Here is a 14,543-nt window from a genome sequence, read left to right as displayed (position 1 = left end):
AGCGGCCTGTCGAGAGCCGGACAGGCGGTTCTGAGCGTTGGAAACGTGGTCGCGGCACATGTTTAAGGTCGTTGTGACCTTACGCTTATTTAATCGCGCCCCCACTTCAACGATGGCGTCCGCTTCTGTATGTTCGAATTCTAGTGGGCACCGATCAACAAGGCCGGCATCAAGCCGGTCGCATATTGGGAGCTACAAGATGGCCTGGAAGAAACCCGTTCTCGTCGAAGTTTGCGTCGCGATGGAAATCAACGGCTACATGCCGATCGAATTCTAAATCGTGTCAGCCTCTGACAGCCGCGGGCGGGGCCAATCCCGCCTGCGGCTTTTCATTCTCGGGTCGGCCGCGGGAGGAGGGTTCCCGCAATGGAATTGTCTCTGTCACGTCTGTCGTCTCCACTGGTCGGGTGATCCGCGCGTGACCGCGCGCTCGCAGTCCTCGATCGCGGCCACGGCCGACGGAGTCCATTGGCTCCTCCTCAATGCCTCGCCCGACCTGCGGGCCCAGATCATGGCCTCGCCTCCCTTGATGCCCAGCTGCGGCGCCGATGACGCGGCGCGGCGCGCCTCGCCGATTGCGGCGGTTCTCGTGACCAATGGCGACGTCGATCACGTCGCCGGTCTTCTGACCCTGCGCGAGAAGCAGGCCTTCGACCTCTACGGGACGGAAGGCGTTCTCGGTGTGATCGCCGACAATCCGGTCTATTCGGTGATGGATCCGGCCTGCGTGACCACGCGGCCCGTGCAGATGGAACAGCCCTTCGAACCCGTTCCGGGCCTGACGGTGGAAATCTTCCCGGTGCCGGGAAAGGTTCCGCTGTATCTGGAGCGCGGCGAGATCGATGTCGGTGCCGAGGGCGACATGACGGTCGGCGTCCGCCTGTCGGCGGGCGGTCGCACTGCCTTCTATGTTCCGGGCTGCGCCTTCGTGCCGGAGCATCTGGCCGCGCGCGTCGCAGGGGCCGATGTCCTCCTCTTCGACGGGACCGTGTTCGTCGACGACGAGATGCAGCGAGCTGGCGTCGGCGCAAAGACAGGGCGACGGATGGGACATATGCCCATGACCGGCGAGGGCGGCAGCATCGATGCTTTCGACGGACGTGACGTCGGCGACCGCGTCTACATCCATATCAACAATACGAACCCGGTGCTGATCGAGGGATCGGACGAACGCCGGGCGGTCGAGGCGGCGGGATGGCGTGTCGCCCATGACGGGATGGAGATCGTGCCGTGACGATGATGAGCCCCGACGACTTCGTCTCCGCGCTGCAGGAAATCGGCGCGACGCGCTACCACCATCTCCACCCGTTCCAGCAGAGACTGAACGCCGGCGAGTTGACCAAGGCGCAGGTGCAGGCCTGGGCGCTCAACCGCTACTACTACCAGTCGCAGATCCCGGTGAAGGACAGCTACATCCTCGCCCGGCTCGGCACGACGGAACTCAGGCGCGACTGGCGCTCGCGGATCATCGACCATGACGGCGACGAGGAGAACCGGGGCGGCATCGAAAAGTGGATCGCGCTGACCGACGGCGTCGGTCTCGACCGGGACTATGTGCTGTCCGGCGAGGGCATCCTGCCCGGCACGCGGTTTGCCGTCGACGCCTATGTCACTTTCGTGCGCGAGCGCACGCTGCTGGAGGCCGTCGCCTCCTCGCTGACGGAACTGTTCTCGCCGCAGGCGATCGGGGCGCGGGTGCGCGGGATGCTCGAGCACTACGACTTCATCTCGCCCGAGACGCTCGCCTATTTCGACAAGCGGCCGGTACAGGCCAAGCGCGATTCCGACTTTGCGCTCGACTACTGCCTGAAGCACGCGCGGCGACCGGAAGAGCAGCGCGCCGTGCTGAATGCGCTGCGCTTCAAGTGCACGGTTCTCTGGGCCCAGCTCGATGCACTGCATCACGCCTATGTCGACCCGGTCATGCCGCCGCCGGACGTCTGGCAGCCCGGCATGGGCGAAGCCAAGCACGGTACGGTCGCACCGGTCGGGAGCGGAAGAACGTGACCGGCATCGCCGACGAGGTCGTGCCGCGGTTTCCGCACGGCGTGCGGTTTCGCGAGGACAAGGCGCGCGGCACCTTCATCCTGGTCGCGCCCGAGCGGATCTTCAATGCCGACGAGGTGTCGGTCGAAATCTTGAAACGCATCGATGGCCGGACACGGTTTGCCGATCTCCTGGCAGCCCTGGCCCTCGTCTTCACCGCCGATCTCTCGGTCATCCGTCCCGATGTCGAGAGCTTTCTCCTCGACCTCCAGGGCAAGCAGATGGTGGAGCTATGAACGAGATCGTCTTTCCCACGCCGCAGACGGATGCTCCCGCTCGCCTCGCACCCCCGCCGCCGATCGGGCTCCTTGCCGAACTGACGCATCGTTGCCCGCTGCGCTGTACATATTGCTCCAATCCGCTGGAACTCGACGCCCGCTCGAGCGAACTCGACACCGAGACGTGGAAGCGCGTCTTCACCGAGGCGGCCGAGCTCGGCGTCATCCACATCCACCTGTCCGGCGGCGAGCCGACGGCGCGGCGCGACATCGTCGAGCTGACGCGCCATGCCGCCGAGGTCGGGCTCTACACCAACCTCATCACCTCCGGCATCGGCGTCAGCCCGGCCATGCTCGACGACCTGCATGCCGCCGGACTCGACCACATTCAGCTGTCGCTGCAGGGGGCGGATGCCGCCGTGACCGAGCTGGTCGGCGGCTACAAGGGCGGCTTCGAGCGCAAGGAGGCCTTTGCCGCCGAAGTCGTCAGACGCGGCTTCCCGCTCACGCTGAACGCCGTCATCCACCGCACGAACATCCATCAGGTGCCCCAGATGATCGACAAGGCCGTCGCCTTCGGGGCAAAGCGGCTGGAGATCGCGCACACCCAGTATTACGGCTGGGCGCTGAAGAATCGGGCGCAACTGATGCCGGCGCGCGAGGATGTCGACCGCACCATCACCGAGGTCGAGGAGGCGCGCCTCCGGCTGAAAGGCGTTCTCGTCATCGACGCGGTCTTTCCCGACTACTACGCGCGCTATCCCAAGACCTGCAATGGCGGCTGGGGGCAGCGGACGCTCTCGGTCACCCCGGCGGGGCTGGCACTGCCCTGCCACGCTGCGCAGACGATCAAGCATCTCGACTTCTGGTCGGTCCGCGATCATTCCATCGCCGATATCTGGGCGGCATCGCCCGCCTTCGAGGCCTATCGCGGCACCGACTGGATGCCCGAGCCCTGCCGCTCCTGCGAGCGCAAGCATGTCGACTTCGGCGGCTGCCGCTGCCAGGCGCTGGCGCTGACGGGCGACGCCCGCAACACCGACCCGGCCTGCATCAAGTCGCCCTTCCACGCCGAACTCGGCGACATCGCCGTCACCGAATCGGCCATGGCCTCGCCGGGGCCGGCGACCTATCGCGGCTTCAGCCGCGGCTGAGCGCCGTCGCTACAGCCAGCGCTTGTAGCGGAAGAAGATCAGCGGCAGCACGGCCGAGATCGCCATCAGGCCGATGGCCATGGGGTAGCCGAGCTGCCAGTCGAGTTCCGGCATGAACTTGAAGTTCATGCCGTAGATCGAGGCGACCAGCGTCGGCGGCATGAAGCCGACGGCCGCGACCGAGAAGATCTTGATGATGGCGTTCTGTTCGATCGAGATCATGCCGACCGTGGTGTCGAGCAGGAAGGTCGTCTTGTTCGACAGGAAGGCGACGAAGTCGTTCAGCGAGGTGATGTCGCGCGACATCGCCTTGACCCGGGACTTGGCGTCCTTCGGGGATTTGCGGCGGTCGAGCACGAACTGCAGATAGGGCATCATCCGGTCGAGGGTGGCGAGACTCTCCCGGGTGCGCGAGATCAGGTCGCCGGCGGCACCGATGCGCCGCAGCAGGGACTTGAAGTCGGCATTGGCGGTCGGGCGCTTGTTGCCGGAGGCCGAGAAGATGTCGGAGGCGATGCGGTCGAGATCGGCGGCAATGGCTTCCATCATGTCGGCGACCCGGTCGATCACCGTTTCCAGGAGGCCGATCAGGATGGCGTCGGCGGTCGGCACTTTCGGTGCCTTGCCGTTGGGCGCGGCCGTGGCGGACGTCGCTTCGCCCTCCATCTCCGTGGCCTCAGCCAGACTGGCGCGAAACGTCCCCTCGCTGGCATCCTTGCAGAGCTTGGCCGAATAGATGACGAAGGATTTCGGCTCGGTGTAGCGTAGGGTGACGAGGCGCTTGCCCGCCAGGATGAACGTCACGGGCGCGAAGGCGGGCGATCCGGTGTCGAGGCCGAAGACCACGGAGGCCGTCATGAAGTCGGCATCGTCCTCGGAATAGAGCCGGCTCGAAACCTCGATCTCGCGCATCTCCTCGCGCGTCGGCACCTCGATGGCGCAGAGACGCTCGACCAGCCGCTCCTCGGCCTTGCTCGGATTGATGAGGTCGAGCCAGATCGCGTCCGGCGGGACGGCGTCGCCATCGATCCTCTCGGCGCGCATATGGCCGGACGGGTCCGAGCGGTAGATTTCGAGCATCGGTGAACTCCTTCACTCGATGGATCGAGCAGAACGGGTCGGACGCGGCTGCATGCACCGACCTTGGTCATCTCGCAAGCCCCGACTCTGCAATAGCGCGCCTCGAAACGGCTCATGACGGCCGCGCAGGGCTACACCCCGGCCCTGGTAACCATCCGCTGCTGCTTTTATGAGACCTGTGCGCGGGGGCTTGCCGGCAGCCTGTATCGTTGATTCACTGAGGTTCTTCGGACGGAGGATTGGGTCATGGCGCGGCGTCCCATTGGTCAGGAAGCTCTTCGACTTCGAGACGCGGGGGCAAAGCGGAGCCTTGGTGCCCTGGACGACATCGCCGGGTTGATCAACTGGTCCAAGATCGACCAGGATCTGTCACCGATTTACCGTTCCGCGACGGGTGAGAAGGCCTGGCCGCCACTGGTGATGCTGAAGGCACTCCTGTTATCGGTCTGGTACGACCTGTCGGATGTGAAGCTGGCCGAGGCCCTCGACGACCGGGCCTCGTTCCGCCGGTTCTGCGGCTTTGCCGCGAGCGAGCCGACCCCGGAGCGCACCGCCTTTGTCCGGTTCCGCAGGGAGCTCGTGAGGCATAGCCTCGACACAATCCTCTTCGAAGCGGTGACGCGCCAGCTCGACGAGAAGAACGTCATGGTGAAGACCGGCACGCTGGTGGATGCGACCATCATCGCCTCCGCCAGCATCACCAAGGACGGGGAAGCCCGCTGGGTCGGCCATCGCCGCAAGGCGGCCGTGCACGGCTACAAGGCGCATGTGGCGACCGACGCCGATGGTGGAATTGTCCGGTGTATCGAGATGACGCCGGCCAACGTCAACGACGGGCGCATGCTCGGTGCCGTACTGCCGCCCGAGCCCGGCAACGTCCACGCCGATCTGGCCTATGCAAGCGTGCGCAACGAGACCTTGATCAGGGATGCTGGCGGCTCCTCTCGTTTACCCGGTCGATCGGTTTGGGGCGGACCCGAGGCTCTCGCAAAACTCGAAGGCTGGAACCGCGAGGTCGGGCATGTCCGCCGCCGGATCGAGAAGGTCTTCGGTACCTGGAAGCGCAGCTACGGTCTGCGGCGCATGCGCTGGATCGGCCTCGCCAAGGCCGGACTTCAGGTACGGCTGACGGCAATCGCCTTCAATCTCACGCGAACGCGAAACATCCTGCGCGAGCGAGTGGCATGAGGACGGGACACGTGCGTCCGCCATCGGCCAATAGAGGCCAAAAGTGCCTCGAAACTGCTCGTCGCAAACGGAAATTCCAGCCGCGGCGGAATGGCGAACTCCCCGACGCTGAAACCTGAAATCCAAGTCCCCGCGCACAGGTCTCTTTATACCAACGAGCGCTGATCAGAACCTGTGTGCCCAGTCACGCATGCCGATGGAGATGATTTTCCAGGGTTGGTCGACGAGCTTGTTCCAGGCCTCGCAGCAGTGTGTGACGATGTCGTCGTAGTCGATGAAGATGCGGTTTGAGAGCCAGTTGTCGCGCATGAACTGCCAGACGTTCTCGACCGGGTTCAACTCAGGGGCGCGAGGCGGTAGGAAGAGCAGCGTGATGTTTTCGGGCACGACGAGCTTGGGCGTCATGTGCCAGCCGGCGCGATCGAGGATCAGCACGGCATGGGAGCCAGGATCGACGGCGCGTGAGATCTCCGCCAGGTGCTGGTTCATCGCGCCGGTGTCGCAGTAGGGCAGGACGAGGCCGGCACCCTTGCCCTTCTGCGGGCAGACGGCGCCGAAGATATAGGCCCACATGGTGCGTTGGTCCTGCGGCGCGGACGGTCTCGTGCCGCGCCGGGCCCAACGGCGGGTGATCTTGTTCTTTTGCCCTATGCGGGTTTCATCAGCCCACCAGAGCTCGATCTCGGTACCCTTCGGGAGCTTGGCCTGGATGGCTGCCAGTTCGGCGGGGAAGTTTTTTTGAAAGCATCCACCTCGAACTCGTTCTGCGCATAGTGGCGCGGACGCGCCGAGAGCTTGGCAAAGCCAAGCGCCTTCAGTTCGCGCCCGACCGTGGTCTCGTCCAACGAGATGGCGAATTCCTCATAGATCCACTGCGCCAGATCCTTGCGCCGCCAGCGCACGACGCCGTGGATCGCCGGGATCGGGCCGCTCTCCACAATCTTCGCCAAGGCATGGCGCTGCTTGTCATTCAGCTTGGAGGAACTGCCCGGCGCCTTGACGTTGACGAGACCCACAGGACCTCGTTCGTTGAACCGTACGACCCAGTCACGCACGATCTGCACAGTGACGCTGCCCACTTCGGCCGCCTGGGAACGAGAGCCTCCATCGTAGATCGTCGCAAGCGCCAGAAGACGGCGCGCCTGGTTGGCGTCCTTGGTCTCCCGCGCCAGACGACGCAGGCCAAGACCGTCAAAATCAACGCGCAGCGGAATGGGTCTCACCATGGCAAACCTCCGTTTGCCTCAATGATTCAGACTTTCCTCGATCTGGGAATCCCATACGAGTCAGAAACGGCGCACGTTGGTATTAGTGAGACCTGTGCGCGGGGACTTGGATTTCAGGTTTCAGCGTCGGGGAGTTCGCCATTCCGCCGCGGCTGGAATTTCCGTTTGCGACGAGCAGTTTCGAGGCACTTTTGGCCTCTATTGGCCGATGGCGGACGCACGTGTCCCGTCCTCATGCCACTCGCTCGCGCAGGATGTTTCGCGTTCGCGTGAGATTGAAGGCGATTGCCGTCAGCCGTACCTGAAGTCCGGCCTTGGCGAGGCCGATCCAGCGCATGCGCCGCAGACCGTAGCTGCGCTTCCAGGTACCGAAGACCTTCTCGATCCGGCGGCGGACATGCCCGACCTCGCGGTTCCAGCCTTCGAGTTTTGCGAGAGCCTCGGGTCCGCCCCAAACCGATCGACCGGGTAAACGAGAGGAGCCGCCAGCATCCCTGATCAAGGTCTCGTTGCGCACGCTTGCATAGGCCAGATCGGCGTGGACGTTGCCGGGCTCGGGCGGCAGTACGGCACCGAGCATGCGCCCGTCGTTGACGTTGGCCGGCGTCATCTCGATACACCGGACAATTCCACCATCGGCGTCGGTCGCCACATGCGCCTTGTAGCCGTGCACGGCCGCCTTGCGGCGATGGCCGACCCAGCGGGCTTCCCCGTCCTTGGTGATGCTGGCGGAGGCGATGATGGTCGCATCCACCAGCGTGCCGGTCTTCACCATGACGTTCTTCTCGTCGAGCTGGCGCGTCACCGCTTCGAAGAGGATTGTGTCGAGGCTATGCCTCACGAGCTCCCTGCGGAACCGGACAAAGGCGGTGCGCTCCGGGGTCGGCTCGCTCGCGGCAAAGCCGCAGAACCGGCGGAACGAGGCCCGGTCGTCGAGGGCCTCGGCCAGCTTCACATCCGACAGGTCGTACCAGACCGATAACAGGAGTGCCTTCAGCATCACCAGTGGCGGCCAGGCCTTCTCACCCGTCGCGGAACGGTAAATCGGTGACAGATCCTGGTCGATCTTGGACCAGTTGATCAACCCGGCGATGTCGTCCAGGGCACCAAGGCTCCGCTTTGCCCCCGCGTCTCGAAGTCGAAGAGCTTCCTGACCAATGGGACGCCGCGCCATGACCCAATCCTCCGTCCGAAGAACCTCAGTGAATCAACGATACAGGCTGCCGGCAAGCCCCCGCGCACAGGTCTCATTAGTACCGAGACTTATCGGTCCCGGGAGACTTGGAAACATTGATTGGCGAGTGCTGGAAGCCATCACAGCCAGTCGACCAAGCCACTTTCGACCACCCAGCTGTCAAGACGCTTCAGCGAACAATCAGACTGAATCGCCCGCTCACCTCTGCCCACGTTCGTTCGGGCAGGTGTCCCATAAACATCCTTCTGTTCGCACCAAAATCTAGAAAGAAGTCCATTCTGTGGTGGAAAGTCCCTTGGAAATGGTCTTCCTCAATGAATCCTACAGCTTGACTGAACATATCGGCACGAATTGCGAATGGTATCGCCATCTTTTCCTTTGAACGAATTTCTGTTGGGAACATAGTCCCTTTTGGGGTAATTACCCACCCCCGCATTCCGTAGAATGTCAGGCGCCTACCGTCTCGAGAATTGTGTTGAAGACGTTGCCCCCTTGGCGCAGCCGGGCGGTATCGACGACGGTTCGGATGTCAGCTTCGCCTTCGGCGGCCCACATGGATCGATAGCCGTTGGTGACCTTGCGCTGGATCACGGCCGGTCGCAGGGCGCGCTCGCAGCCGTTGTTGGTGGCCTCGACCATCCCGGTCCAGAGAGTGAAGGTCAGGAGCTGGTCGCGCGCTCGCCTGAACTTGTGCTGGACCACTCGAGCGAAAGGGCAGGAGGTCGGTGCGGCGAGGATCTCGGAAAGACTTCGCTCCAGTGCACGGCGCTTGGCGACGATGGTCGATGCGGCGAAGGTCGTGATGCCGCTGGCCAAAGCGAAAGCCTTGGACAGCCAGATCCGCAGCCGCGACGGCAGCAGATCCTCGCCCGCCTGTTCGGCGTAGGCGACGTCGCGGGCCAGATGAGCCAGACAGGTCTGATGGGCGTCGGCATGTCCCTGCTGGGCAGAGTAGCGATCGGAACACCAGACCTTTGGCCGGTGCCCGTCCATCAGGGTCCTGACCACGATGGCACCACGGGTCGGAGCGGCACGATGGACGACTGCGTCATCGCAGCGAAACACCCATTGGAAGGCGTTGCTGCCTTCGATGCGAACGCCGGTCTCGTCCGAGGCCACCACCTTGGAGCGGCGCAGGGCGGCAATGGCGAGATCGCGGTCGGCGACGAAGGTGCCCTGCGCCCGGCGCAGCATGTTCATCAGCCCGCCCTGGCTGATCTGCAAGCCGAAGAGATCGGCCAGAGCTTTCTGAAGCCGTTCATAGGACAGGGCCTGGAAGGTCTTAAGATAGGTCGCCACCGCATGCAGCCGCGGCCCGAACGGCGTCCCCCTTGCCGCATCGGGCAATCCCGCTGAGACAAGCGTGCCGCAGGAAGGACAACAAACCGAAAGCCGGCGATGACGCGTCACGAACGGCTTGATCTCCGGCAGATCGACCGTCTCGTACGTGCCGCCGATCTCCGCGGGAAGGCTATCGGCCAGGGCTGCCTGGCAGCAGGAGCATTGCTCGGGACGGTGATCGACGAGCCGATCGAAATCCTCACCCATCGCTCGGCTGTGGCCTTCGTGACCGGGCTTGGCGCCGCCAGGTCTTGCCTGCTCACGGCGCTCCTTGCGGTCACTAGACGGAGGCTTCGAGGATGTGCGTGACGTCTTCTCCGGACGCTGAATCTTCAGCACCAGATCGATCAACTCTTCCTTCGTCAGACGCTGCAAATCACCGCGATCCATCCGTCCATGGATTCAGGGAATTCGGCCCGTGACAAGGGGGTGGGTAATTACCTTTTGGGACTGAAACTCGAGTCAGATTGGTGAATACAGTGGGGCGACTACGATCGTCAGATATATATTCATCAACTGTTCTAAACTCTAATCTATCAATTCCCATTGCTGAAAAATATTGTTGCATGGTCCCGTACGCAGAGAGAAATGAGACGACGGCGACAATCTCTCCATTATCTGCACGACTGATGCCTTCGCCAGTTATTCCGTTTTGAATACCTTCTTGAGACCCTTTTTCAAAAATTTTATGCTGAAACTTATGTTCTTCGTATACTACATATCCAGTCTTTATTTCTAGTTTCGAGCGTAAGCCTTTAGCGATCGGTTTTGAAAGATCGATCTCAAATTTATTCAGTCGCCTTATTGCCGAAGGACTCAATACATTCTGTATATTTTGGGTAATTTTATCAATATCTACATATTGCCACTCCGCAATTGGATTATCTGGATAGCTCGTTCTGTATAATTTCCACTCTCTACCGTTTGTGATTAGGTATAGTATTGCAGCAATTTCTGGATGGGCGGCATAGGTATGAGCTTGATGCGAATGCTCAACAGTCAATGCTTCGCTGGGAGGTTTTGCCTCTATAACCCATCGCCCGGCCGGGATTACTTCAACTATATAATCCGATCGCCCTTCGATTTTTATATCTTTTCCAGGTTTTTTTCGGCCCAAGAAGTGATATTCATATCGAAGCGGAACTTCATACCGAACAAGAGTGTCTGATTCAGGTGTATATCCCAATTCTGTCAGAAACGGTCTAATTAGCTCCTCGCGAATTGCTTGCTCGTTTTTTCCATCAAACGTGTAATTTTGGTGGAAAAGTGCCATGGCGACCTCAATCGACTGAAACCGATAGCCGGAGCTTACGTATCATATAGCTATTCGCTAACTGCAGCATCTAGCTTGCCTTCAAGCAAGTGATTTCTATAGCCTTAAATTTTTTTCTTGCAGATTTTCCCCCGACGTCCCAGGTTCGCTAATTCACTTGCCGGCGCTGCCTATTCTGCGGCGAGACTGCCATGGCCGAGCCGGTTGGCGAGTTCGTCGAGGAGTTGCTCGGCCGCCTCGGCGATCACCGTGCCGGGCGGGAAGATGGCGCTGGCGCCGGCTTCGCGCAGGGTCTGGAAATCCTGCGGCGGAATGACGCCGCCGACGACGATCATGATGTCGCCGCGGCCCTCCTTCTCCAGCGCCGCCTTCAGCGCCGGCACGAGCGTCAGGTGGCCGGCGGCGAGCGAGGAGGCGCCGACGATGTGGACGTCGTTCTCCACCGCCTGCCGTGCCGCCTCTTCCGGCGCCTGGAACAGCGGGCCGATGTCGACGTCGAAGCCGAGATCGGCGAAGGCCGAGGCGATCACCTTCTGGCCGCGGTCGTGGCCGTCCTGCCCCATCTTGACGACGAGGATGCGCGGCCGGCGCCCCTCCGCCTTGGCAAAGCGCGCGGTGCGCGCCAGCATGGATTGGATGCGCTCGGACATGGCGCCGGCCTCCCTGATGTAGACGCCCGAGATCACCCGGGATGTCGCGACATGGCGGCCGAAGGCCTTTTCCAGTGCCATCGCCATCTCGCCGACTGTCGCATGGGCACGCGCGGCGTCGATCGACAGCGCAAGCAGGTTGCCCGTGCCATCTTTTGCCGCCGCCGTCAGAGCGCCGAGCGACGCTTCCACGGCGGCCGGGTCGCGCGACTCCTTGAGGCGGACGAGCTTTTCGAGCTGCTGCCGGCGGACATCGGCATTGTCGACACGGAGCACGTCGATCTCGTCGAGGCTGCCGGAGCGGTAGCGGTTGACGCCGACGACGACCTGCGCGCCGGAATCGATGCGCGCCTGCGTCTTGGCCGCGGCCTCCTCGATCCGCGTCTTCGGCAGGCCCTTCTCGATCGCCTTGGCCATGCCGCCGAGCTCCTCGACCTCGGCGATGTGGGCCCGCGCCTTCTCGGCCAGCGCGTGCGTCAGGCTCTCGACATAGGCCGAGCCGCCCCAGGGATCGATAATCCGCGTCGTGCCGCTTTCGCGCGCGAGGATGTGCTGGGTGTTGCGGGCGATCCGGGCGGAGACGTCGGTCGGCAGCGCCAGCGCCTCGTCGAAGGAGTTGGTGTGGAGCGACTGCGTGTGGCCTTGGGTCGCCGCCATGGCCTCGACGCAGGTTCTGACGACGTTGTTCATCACGTCCTGCGCCGTCAGCGACCAGCCGGACGTTTGGGAATGCGTGCGCAGCGACAGCGAGCGCGGGTCCTTTGGCTGAAATTGCTGCTGCATCAGCTCCGCCCAGACGAGGCGGCCGGCGCGCATCTTGGCGACCTCCATGAAGAAGTTCATGCCCGTCGCCCAGAAGAAGGAGAGCCGCGGCGCGAAGCGGTCGATGTCGAGCCCGGCGGCGACGCCCGCCCGGGCATATTCGAGCCCGTCGGCGAGAGTATAGGCAAGCTCGAGATCGGCCGTCGCCCCGGCCTCCTGCATGTGGTAGCCGGAGATGGAGATCGAGTTGTATCTGGGCATGCGCTCGGACGCATAGGCGAAGATGTCCGAGACAATGCGCATCGAGGCCGCCGGCGGGTAGATGTAGGTGTTGCGGACCATGAACTCCTTCAGGATGTCGTTCTGGATGGTCCCCGACAGCGCCTCCTGCGGCACGCCCTGTTCCTCGGCCGCGACGATGTAGAGCGCCATCACCGGCAGCACGGCGCCGTTCATCGTCATCGACACGCTCATCTCGCCGAGCGGGATGCCGTCGAAGAGCTGGCGCATGTCGATGATCGAATCGATCGCGACGCCGGCCATGCCGACATCGCCGGCGACGCGCGGATGGTCGGAATCATAGCCGCGATGGGTGGCGAGATCGAAGGCGACGGAGAGACCCTTCTGCCCGGCCGCCAGGTTGCGGCGGTAGAAGGCGTTCGATGCCTCGGCCGTGGAGAAGCCGGCATATTGCCGGATGGTCCAGGGTTTCTGCACGAACATCGTGGGGTAGGGGCCGCGGATGAAGGGCGCAAAGCCCGGAAACGTGTCGAGCGCGGCGAGGCCCGCCAGATCCGCTTCGGCATAGACGGGCTTCAGGACGATGCCCTCCGGCGTCTCGAAATCCGTGCCTGATGCAGGCAGGGGCTCCGCTTCCGGACGCTGCCATTCCAGTTCGGCGAAGTCTGGAATGGAGCTCATGGATGGGCCTCCGGGGTGGCGGCGAGTCTGGTTGCCTGCAGCGGCAGGACGGCAGGTGGGGCATCTCCAGCATCGCCGGTCCGCGCCTCTTCACGCGTCGTCAGCAGCGGCGCGGCCTGTGTCTTGCCGAGCGGGTAGTGCGTCACGCCGATGATGGCGTGGCGTCCTGCGGCGATTTCCGCCTCTCGTGCTTGCCGCGTCTCGGCGATCCTTGCCTGCAGGATGCCGGCCTTGAGGCTGGCGAAGATGCCGCCCTCGGTCTCGATCTGGCGGAACGCGTCCCAGCCGGCTCGTGCCAGCGCATCCGTCAGCGCCTCGACGCCGCCCGAGCCGGCGCTGGGGTCGGCGACGCACGCAAGCCCCGCCTCCTCGCGCAGGATCACCTGCGTGTTGCGCGCGAGCCGGCGGGCGCGCGCCTCGGCGAGGCCGTTTGCTGCGGTGAAGGGGAGGACGGCGATGGAATCGGCGCCGCCGGTGGCGGCAGCGAAGGCGGCGATCGTCGTGCGCAGGATGTTGCCGTGCGGATCGTGCGCCGTCATCATCCGGTAGGACGTTTCGACATGCAGCCGCGCCGGTGCCGGCGAAGCGACGCCCGACAGATCGAGCACGCGGCGCCAGAGGAGGCGCAAGGCGCGCAGCTTGGCCATGACGAGAAACTGCTGCTGGTCGGCGGCAAGGGTGAAGCCGATCGCATCGGCGGCGGCACCGGGCGCCATGCCCGCGCCGACGAGGGCGCGAAGATGCCAGACGGCCGTCGCAAGGACCGCGCCGAGCTCCTGCGCCTCGCTCGCACCGGCATCATGATAGACACGGCCGTCGGCTTCGACGGTTCTTCCTCCCATGCCATCGTCGGCCCGCGACCTGGCCAGCGCGCCGCAACCCGCCCGCAGCGCGCGATCGTCATCGGGGAACCGGCCGGAAAAGGCGAGCGGACCGACCATGTCGATGCCGGCATCGATGCTCAGCGCCGACGGTGAGAGGCCGCGCCGCGCCGCAAGGCGGAGGAGCGCGGCGAGGGCTTCGCTGCCCTGCGGATGGGGTTCGACGCGGATGTGGACGATGTCGAGCAGCACGCCGTCCAGCGCGGTGGCGAGGGTCTCGTCCTCCAGCTTCAGGCCGAACCCGCGCGACGCGGCGGCACCCTCGAAGCAGAGGGACAGCGCCTCGGCGCCGGCTTCGAGATCGACGAGCGCCTGGGTATTCGCGCGGGAGGGGTCGGGATCGTCGAGCGGCTGGACGATCGTCCAGCCCGTGCCCGCGGCGCGGCCCGCGATCGGCATCGCCGGCGTCCGGCGGGGATAGAGCGGGCCGTAGGCGATGCCGTCGTCGCTGCGGGACACGAGCGTTTCGAAGCCGGCGCCGGCCAAGGCCTTTTCGGCGACCGCCCGCCACTCGGCCTCGTTGCGGTCGGCGAACTGCGTCGCCACCCCGTTGTCTCCCATCGGCATGTCCTCCCCGTCCAGTCATAGGGCAGAGCGGGGCCGGCGGA

Annotated in this window: 12 protein-coding genes; 5 read left to right on the top strand and 7 right to left on the bottom strand. The window is 63.8% G+C overall.

The window, feature by feature from the left end:
• The first annotated feature begins 319 nt into the window (after positions 1 to 319).
• From pqqB to pqqE, 4 genes are read left to right on the top strand one after another with little or no spacing between them, the layout of a single operon-like run.
• Positions 320 to 1,234, top strand: coding sequence for a pyrroloquinoline quinone biosynthesis protein PqqB (gene pqqB, locus Sa4125_RS17730; protein ID WP_224007930.1), 915 nt, complete (start codon positions 320 to 322; stop codon positions 1,232 to 1,234).
• A gap of 2 nt (positions 1,235 to 1,236) precedes the next feature.
• Positions 1,237 to 2,007, top strand: coding sequence for a pyrroloquinoline-quinone synthase PqqC (gene pqqC, locus Sa4125_RS17725; RefSeq protein WP_224007927.1), 771 nt, complete (start codon positions 1,237 to 1,239; stop codon positions 2,005 to 2,007).
• Positions 2,004 to 2,282 (top strand): pyrroloquinoline quinone biosynthesis peptide chaperone PqqD, encoded by a 279-nt coding sequence (gene pqqD, locus Sa4125_RS17720; RefSeq protein WP_224000024.1) that lies wholly within the window; start codon positions 2,004 to 2,006, stop codon positions 2,280 to 2,282. The genes pqqC and pqqD overlap by 4 nt, the downstream gene beginning before the upstream one ends.
• Positions 2,279 to 3,418, top strand: a complete 1,140-nt coding sequence (gene pqqE / locus Sa4125_RS17715) for a pyrroloquinoline quinone biosynthesis protein PqqE (RefSeq protein ID WP_224000023.1) — start codon at positions 2,279 to 2,281, stop codon at positions 3,416 to 3,418. Before pqqD ends, pqqE begins: the two co-directional genes overlap by 4 nt.
• A gap of 9 nt (positions 3,419 to 3,427) precedes the next feature.
• On the opposite strand, the gene Sa4125_RS17710 is transcribed toward pqqE, so the two are convergent.
• The gene (locus tag Sa4125_RS17710) at positions 3,428 to 4,498 is read right to left on the bottom strand and encodes a magnesium transporter CorA family protein (RefSeq protein WP_224000022.1); all 1,071 of its coding nucleotides are present in this window, start codon (positions 4,496 to 4,498) and stop codon (positions 3,428 to 3,430) included.
• Positions 4,499 to 4,744: 246 nt separating this feature from the next.
• Here Sa4125_RS17710 and Sa4125_RS17705 point away from each other — a divergent pair, with 246 nt between their 5' ends.
• Positions 4,745 to 5,686: an IS5 family transposase gene (locus Sa4125_RS17705; protein WP_223998448.1), complete on the top strand. Its 942-nt coding sequence runs from the start codon at positions 4,745 to 4,747 to the stop codon at positions 5,684 to 5,686.
• Positions 5,687 to 5,851: 165 nt separating this feature from the next.
• On the opposite strand, the gene Sa4125_RS17700 is transcribed toward Sa4125_RS17705, so the two are convergent.
• The 6 genes from Sa4125_RS17700 to Sa4125_RS17675 all read right to left on the bottom strand — a co-directional run bounded on the left by Sa4125_RS17700 (position 5,852) and on the right by Sa4125_RS17675 (position 14,496).
• Positions 5,852 to 6,912 (bottom strand): IS630 family transposase gene (locus tag Sa4125_RS17700; RefSeq protein ID WP_224000020.1). Its coding sequence is split into 2 segments (ribosomal slippage): positions 5,852 to 6,420 and positions 6,420 to 6,912, totalling 1,062 coding nucleotides; the frame shifts between segments, so codons are not numbered across the junction.
• 232 nt (positions 6,913 to 7,144) lie between these two features.
• Positions 7,145 to 8,086: an IS5 family transposase gene (locus Sa4125_RS17695; protein WP_223998448.1), complete on the bottom strand. Its 942-nt coding sequence runs from the start codon at positions 8,084 to 8,086 to the stop codon at positions 7,145 to 7,147.
• 468 nt (positions 8,087 to 8,554) lie between these two features.
• A complete protein-coding gene (locus Sa4125_RS17690; protein WP_223998294.1) occupies positions 8,555 to 9,838 on the bottom strand; it encodes an IS66 family transposase in 1,284 nt (427 codons plus the stop codon).
• Positions 9,825 to 10,721: a type I restriction enzyme HsdR N-terminal domain-containing protein gene (locus tag Sa4125_RS17685; RefSeq protein ID WP_224000018.1), complete on the bottom strand. Its 897-nt coding sequence runs from the start codon at positions 10,719 to 10,721 to the stop codon at positions 9,825 to 9,827. Before Sa4125_RS17685 ends, Sa4125_RS17690 begins: the two co-directional genes overlap by 14 nt.
• 170 nt (positions 10,722 to 10,891) lie before the next feature.
• A complete protein-coding gene (gene scpA / locus Sa4125_RS17680; RefSeq protein WP_224000016.1) occupies positions 10,892 to 13,054 on the bottom strand; it encodes a methylmalonyl-CoA mutase in 2,163 nt (720 codons plus the stop codon).
• Positions 13,051 to 14,496, bottom strand: coding sequence for a methylmalonyl-CoA mutase family protein (locus tag Sa4125_RS17675; RefSeq protein ID WP_224000014.1), 1,446 nt, complete (start codon positions 14,494 to 14,496; stop codon positions 13,051 to 13,053). The genes scpA and Sa4125_RS17675 overlap by 4 nt, the downstream gene beginning before the upstream one ends.
• Between the last annotated feature and the right edge of the window lie 47 nt (positions 14,497 to 14,543).

The organism is Aureimonas sp. SA4125 (assembly GCF_019973775.1).
Classification (GTDB): domain Bacteria; phylum Pseudomonadota; class Alphaproteobacteria; order Rhizobiales; family Rhizobiaceae; genus Plantimonas.
Note: the sequence above shows the minus strand (reverse complement) of the source record. Positions and strands in the feature narration are given on the sequence as shown.

Coding starts and splice junctions, on each gene's coding strand:
- scpA (WP_224000016.1), bottom strand. CDS start 13,054: ATGAGCTCCATTCCAGACTTCGCCGAACTGGAATGGCAGCGTCCGGAA.
- Sa4125_RS17675 (WP_224000014.1), bottom strand. CDS start 14,496: ATGGGAGACAACGGGGTGGCGACGCAGTTCGCCGACCGCAACGAGGCC.
- pqqC (WP_224007927.1), top strand. CDS start 1,237: ATGATGAGCCCCGACGACTTCGTCTCCGCGCTGCAGGAAATCGGCGCG.
- Sa4125_RS17695 (WP_223998448.1), bottom strand. CDS start 8,086: ATGGCGCGGCGTCCCATTGGTCAGGAAGCTCTTCGACTTCGAGACGCG.
- Sa4125_RS17690 (WP_223998294.1), bottom strand. CDS start 9,838: ATGGATCGCGGTGATTTGCAGCGTCTGACGAAGGAAGAGTTGATCGAT.
- Sa4125_RS17705 (WP_223998448.1), top strand. CDS start 4,745: ATGGCGCGGCGTCCCATTGGTCAGGAAGCTCTTCGACTTCGAGACGCG.
- Sa4125_RS17685 (WP_224000018.1), bottom strand. CDS start 10,721: ATGGCACTTTTCCACCAAAATTACACGTTTGATGGAAAAAACGAGCAA.
- pqqE (WP_224000023.1), top strand. CDS start 2,279: ATGAACGAGATCGTCTTTCCCACGCCGCAGACGGATGCTCCCGCTCGC.
- Sa4125_RS17710 (WP_224000022.1), bottom strand. CDS start 4,498: ATGCTCGAAATCTACCGCTCGGACCCGTCCGGCCATATGCGCGCCGAG.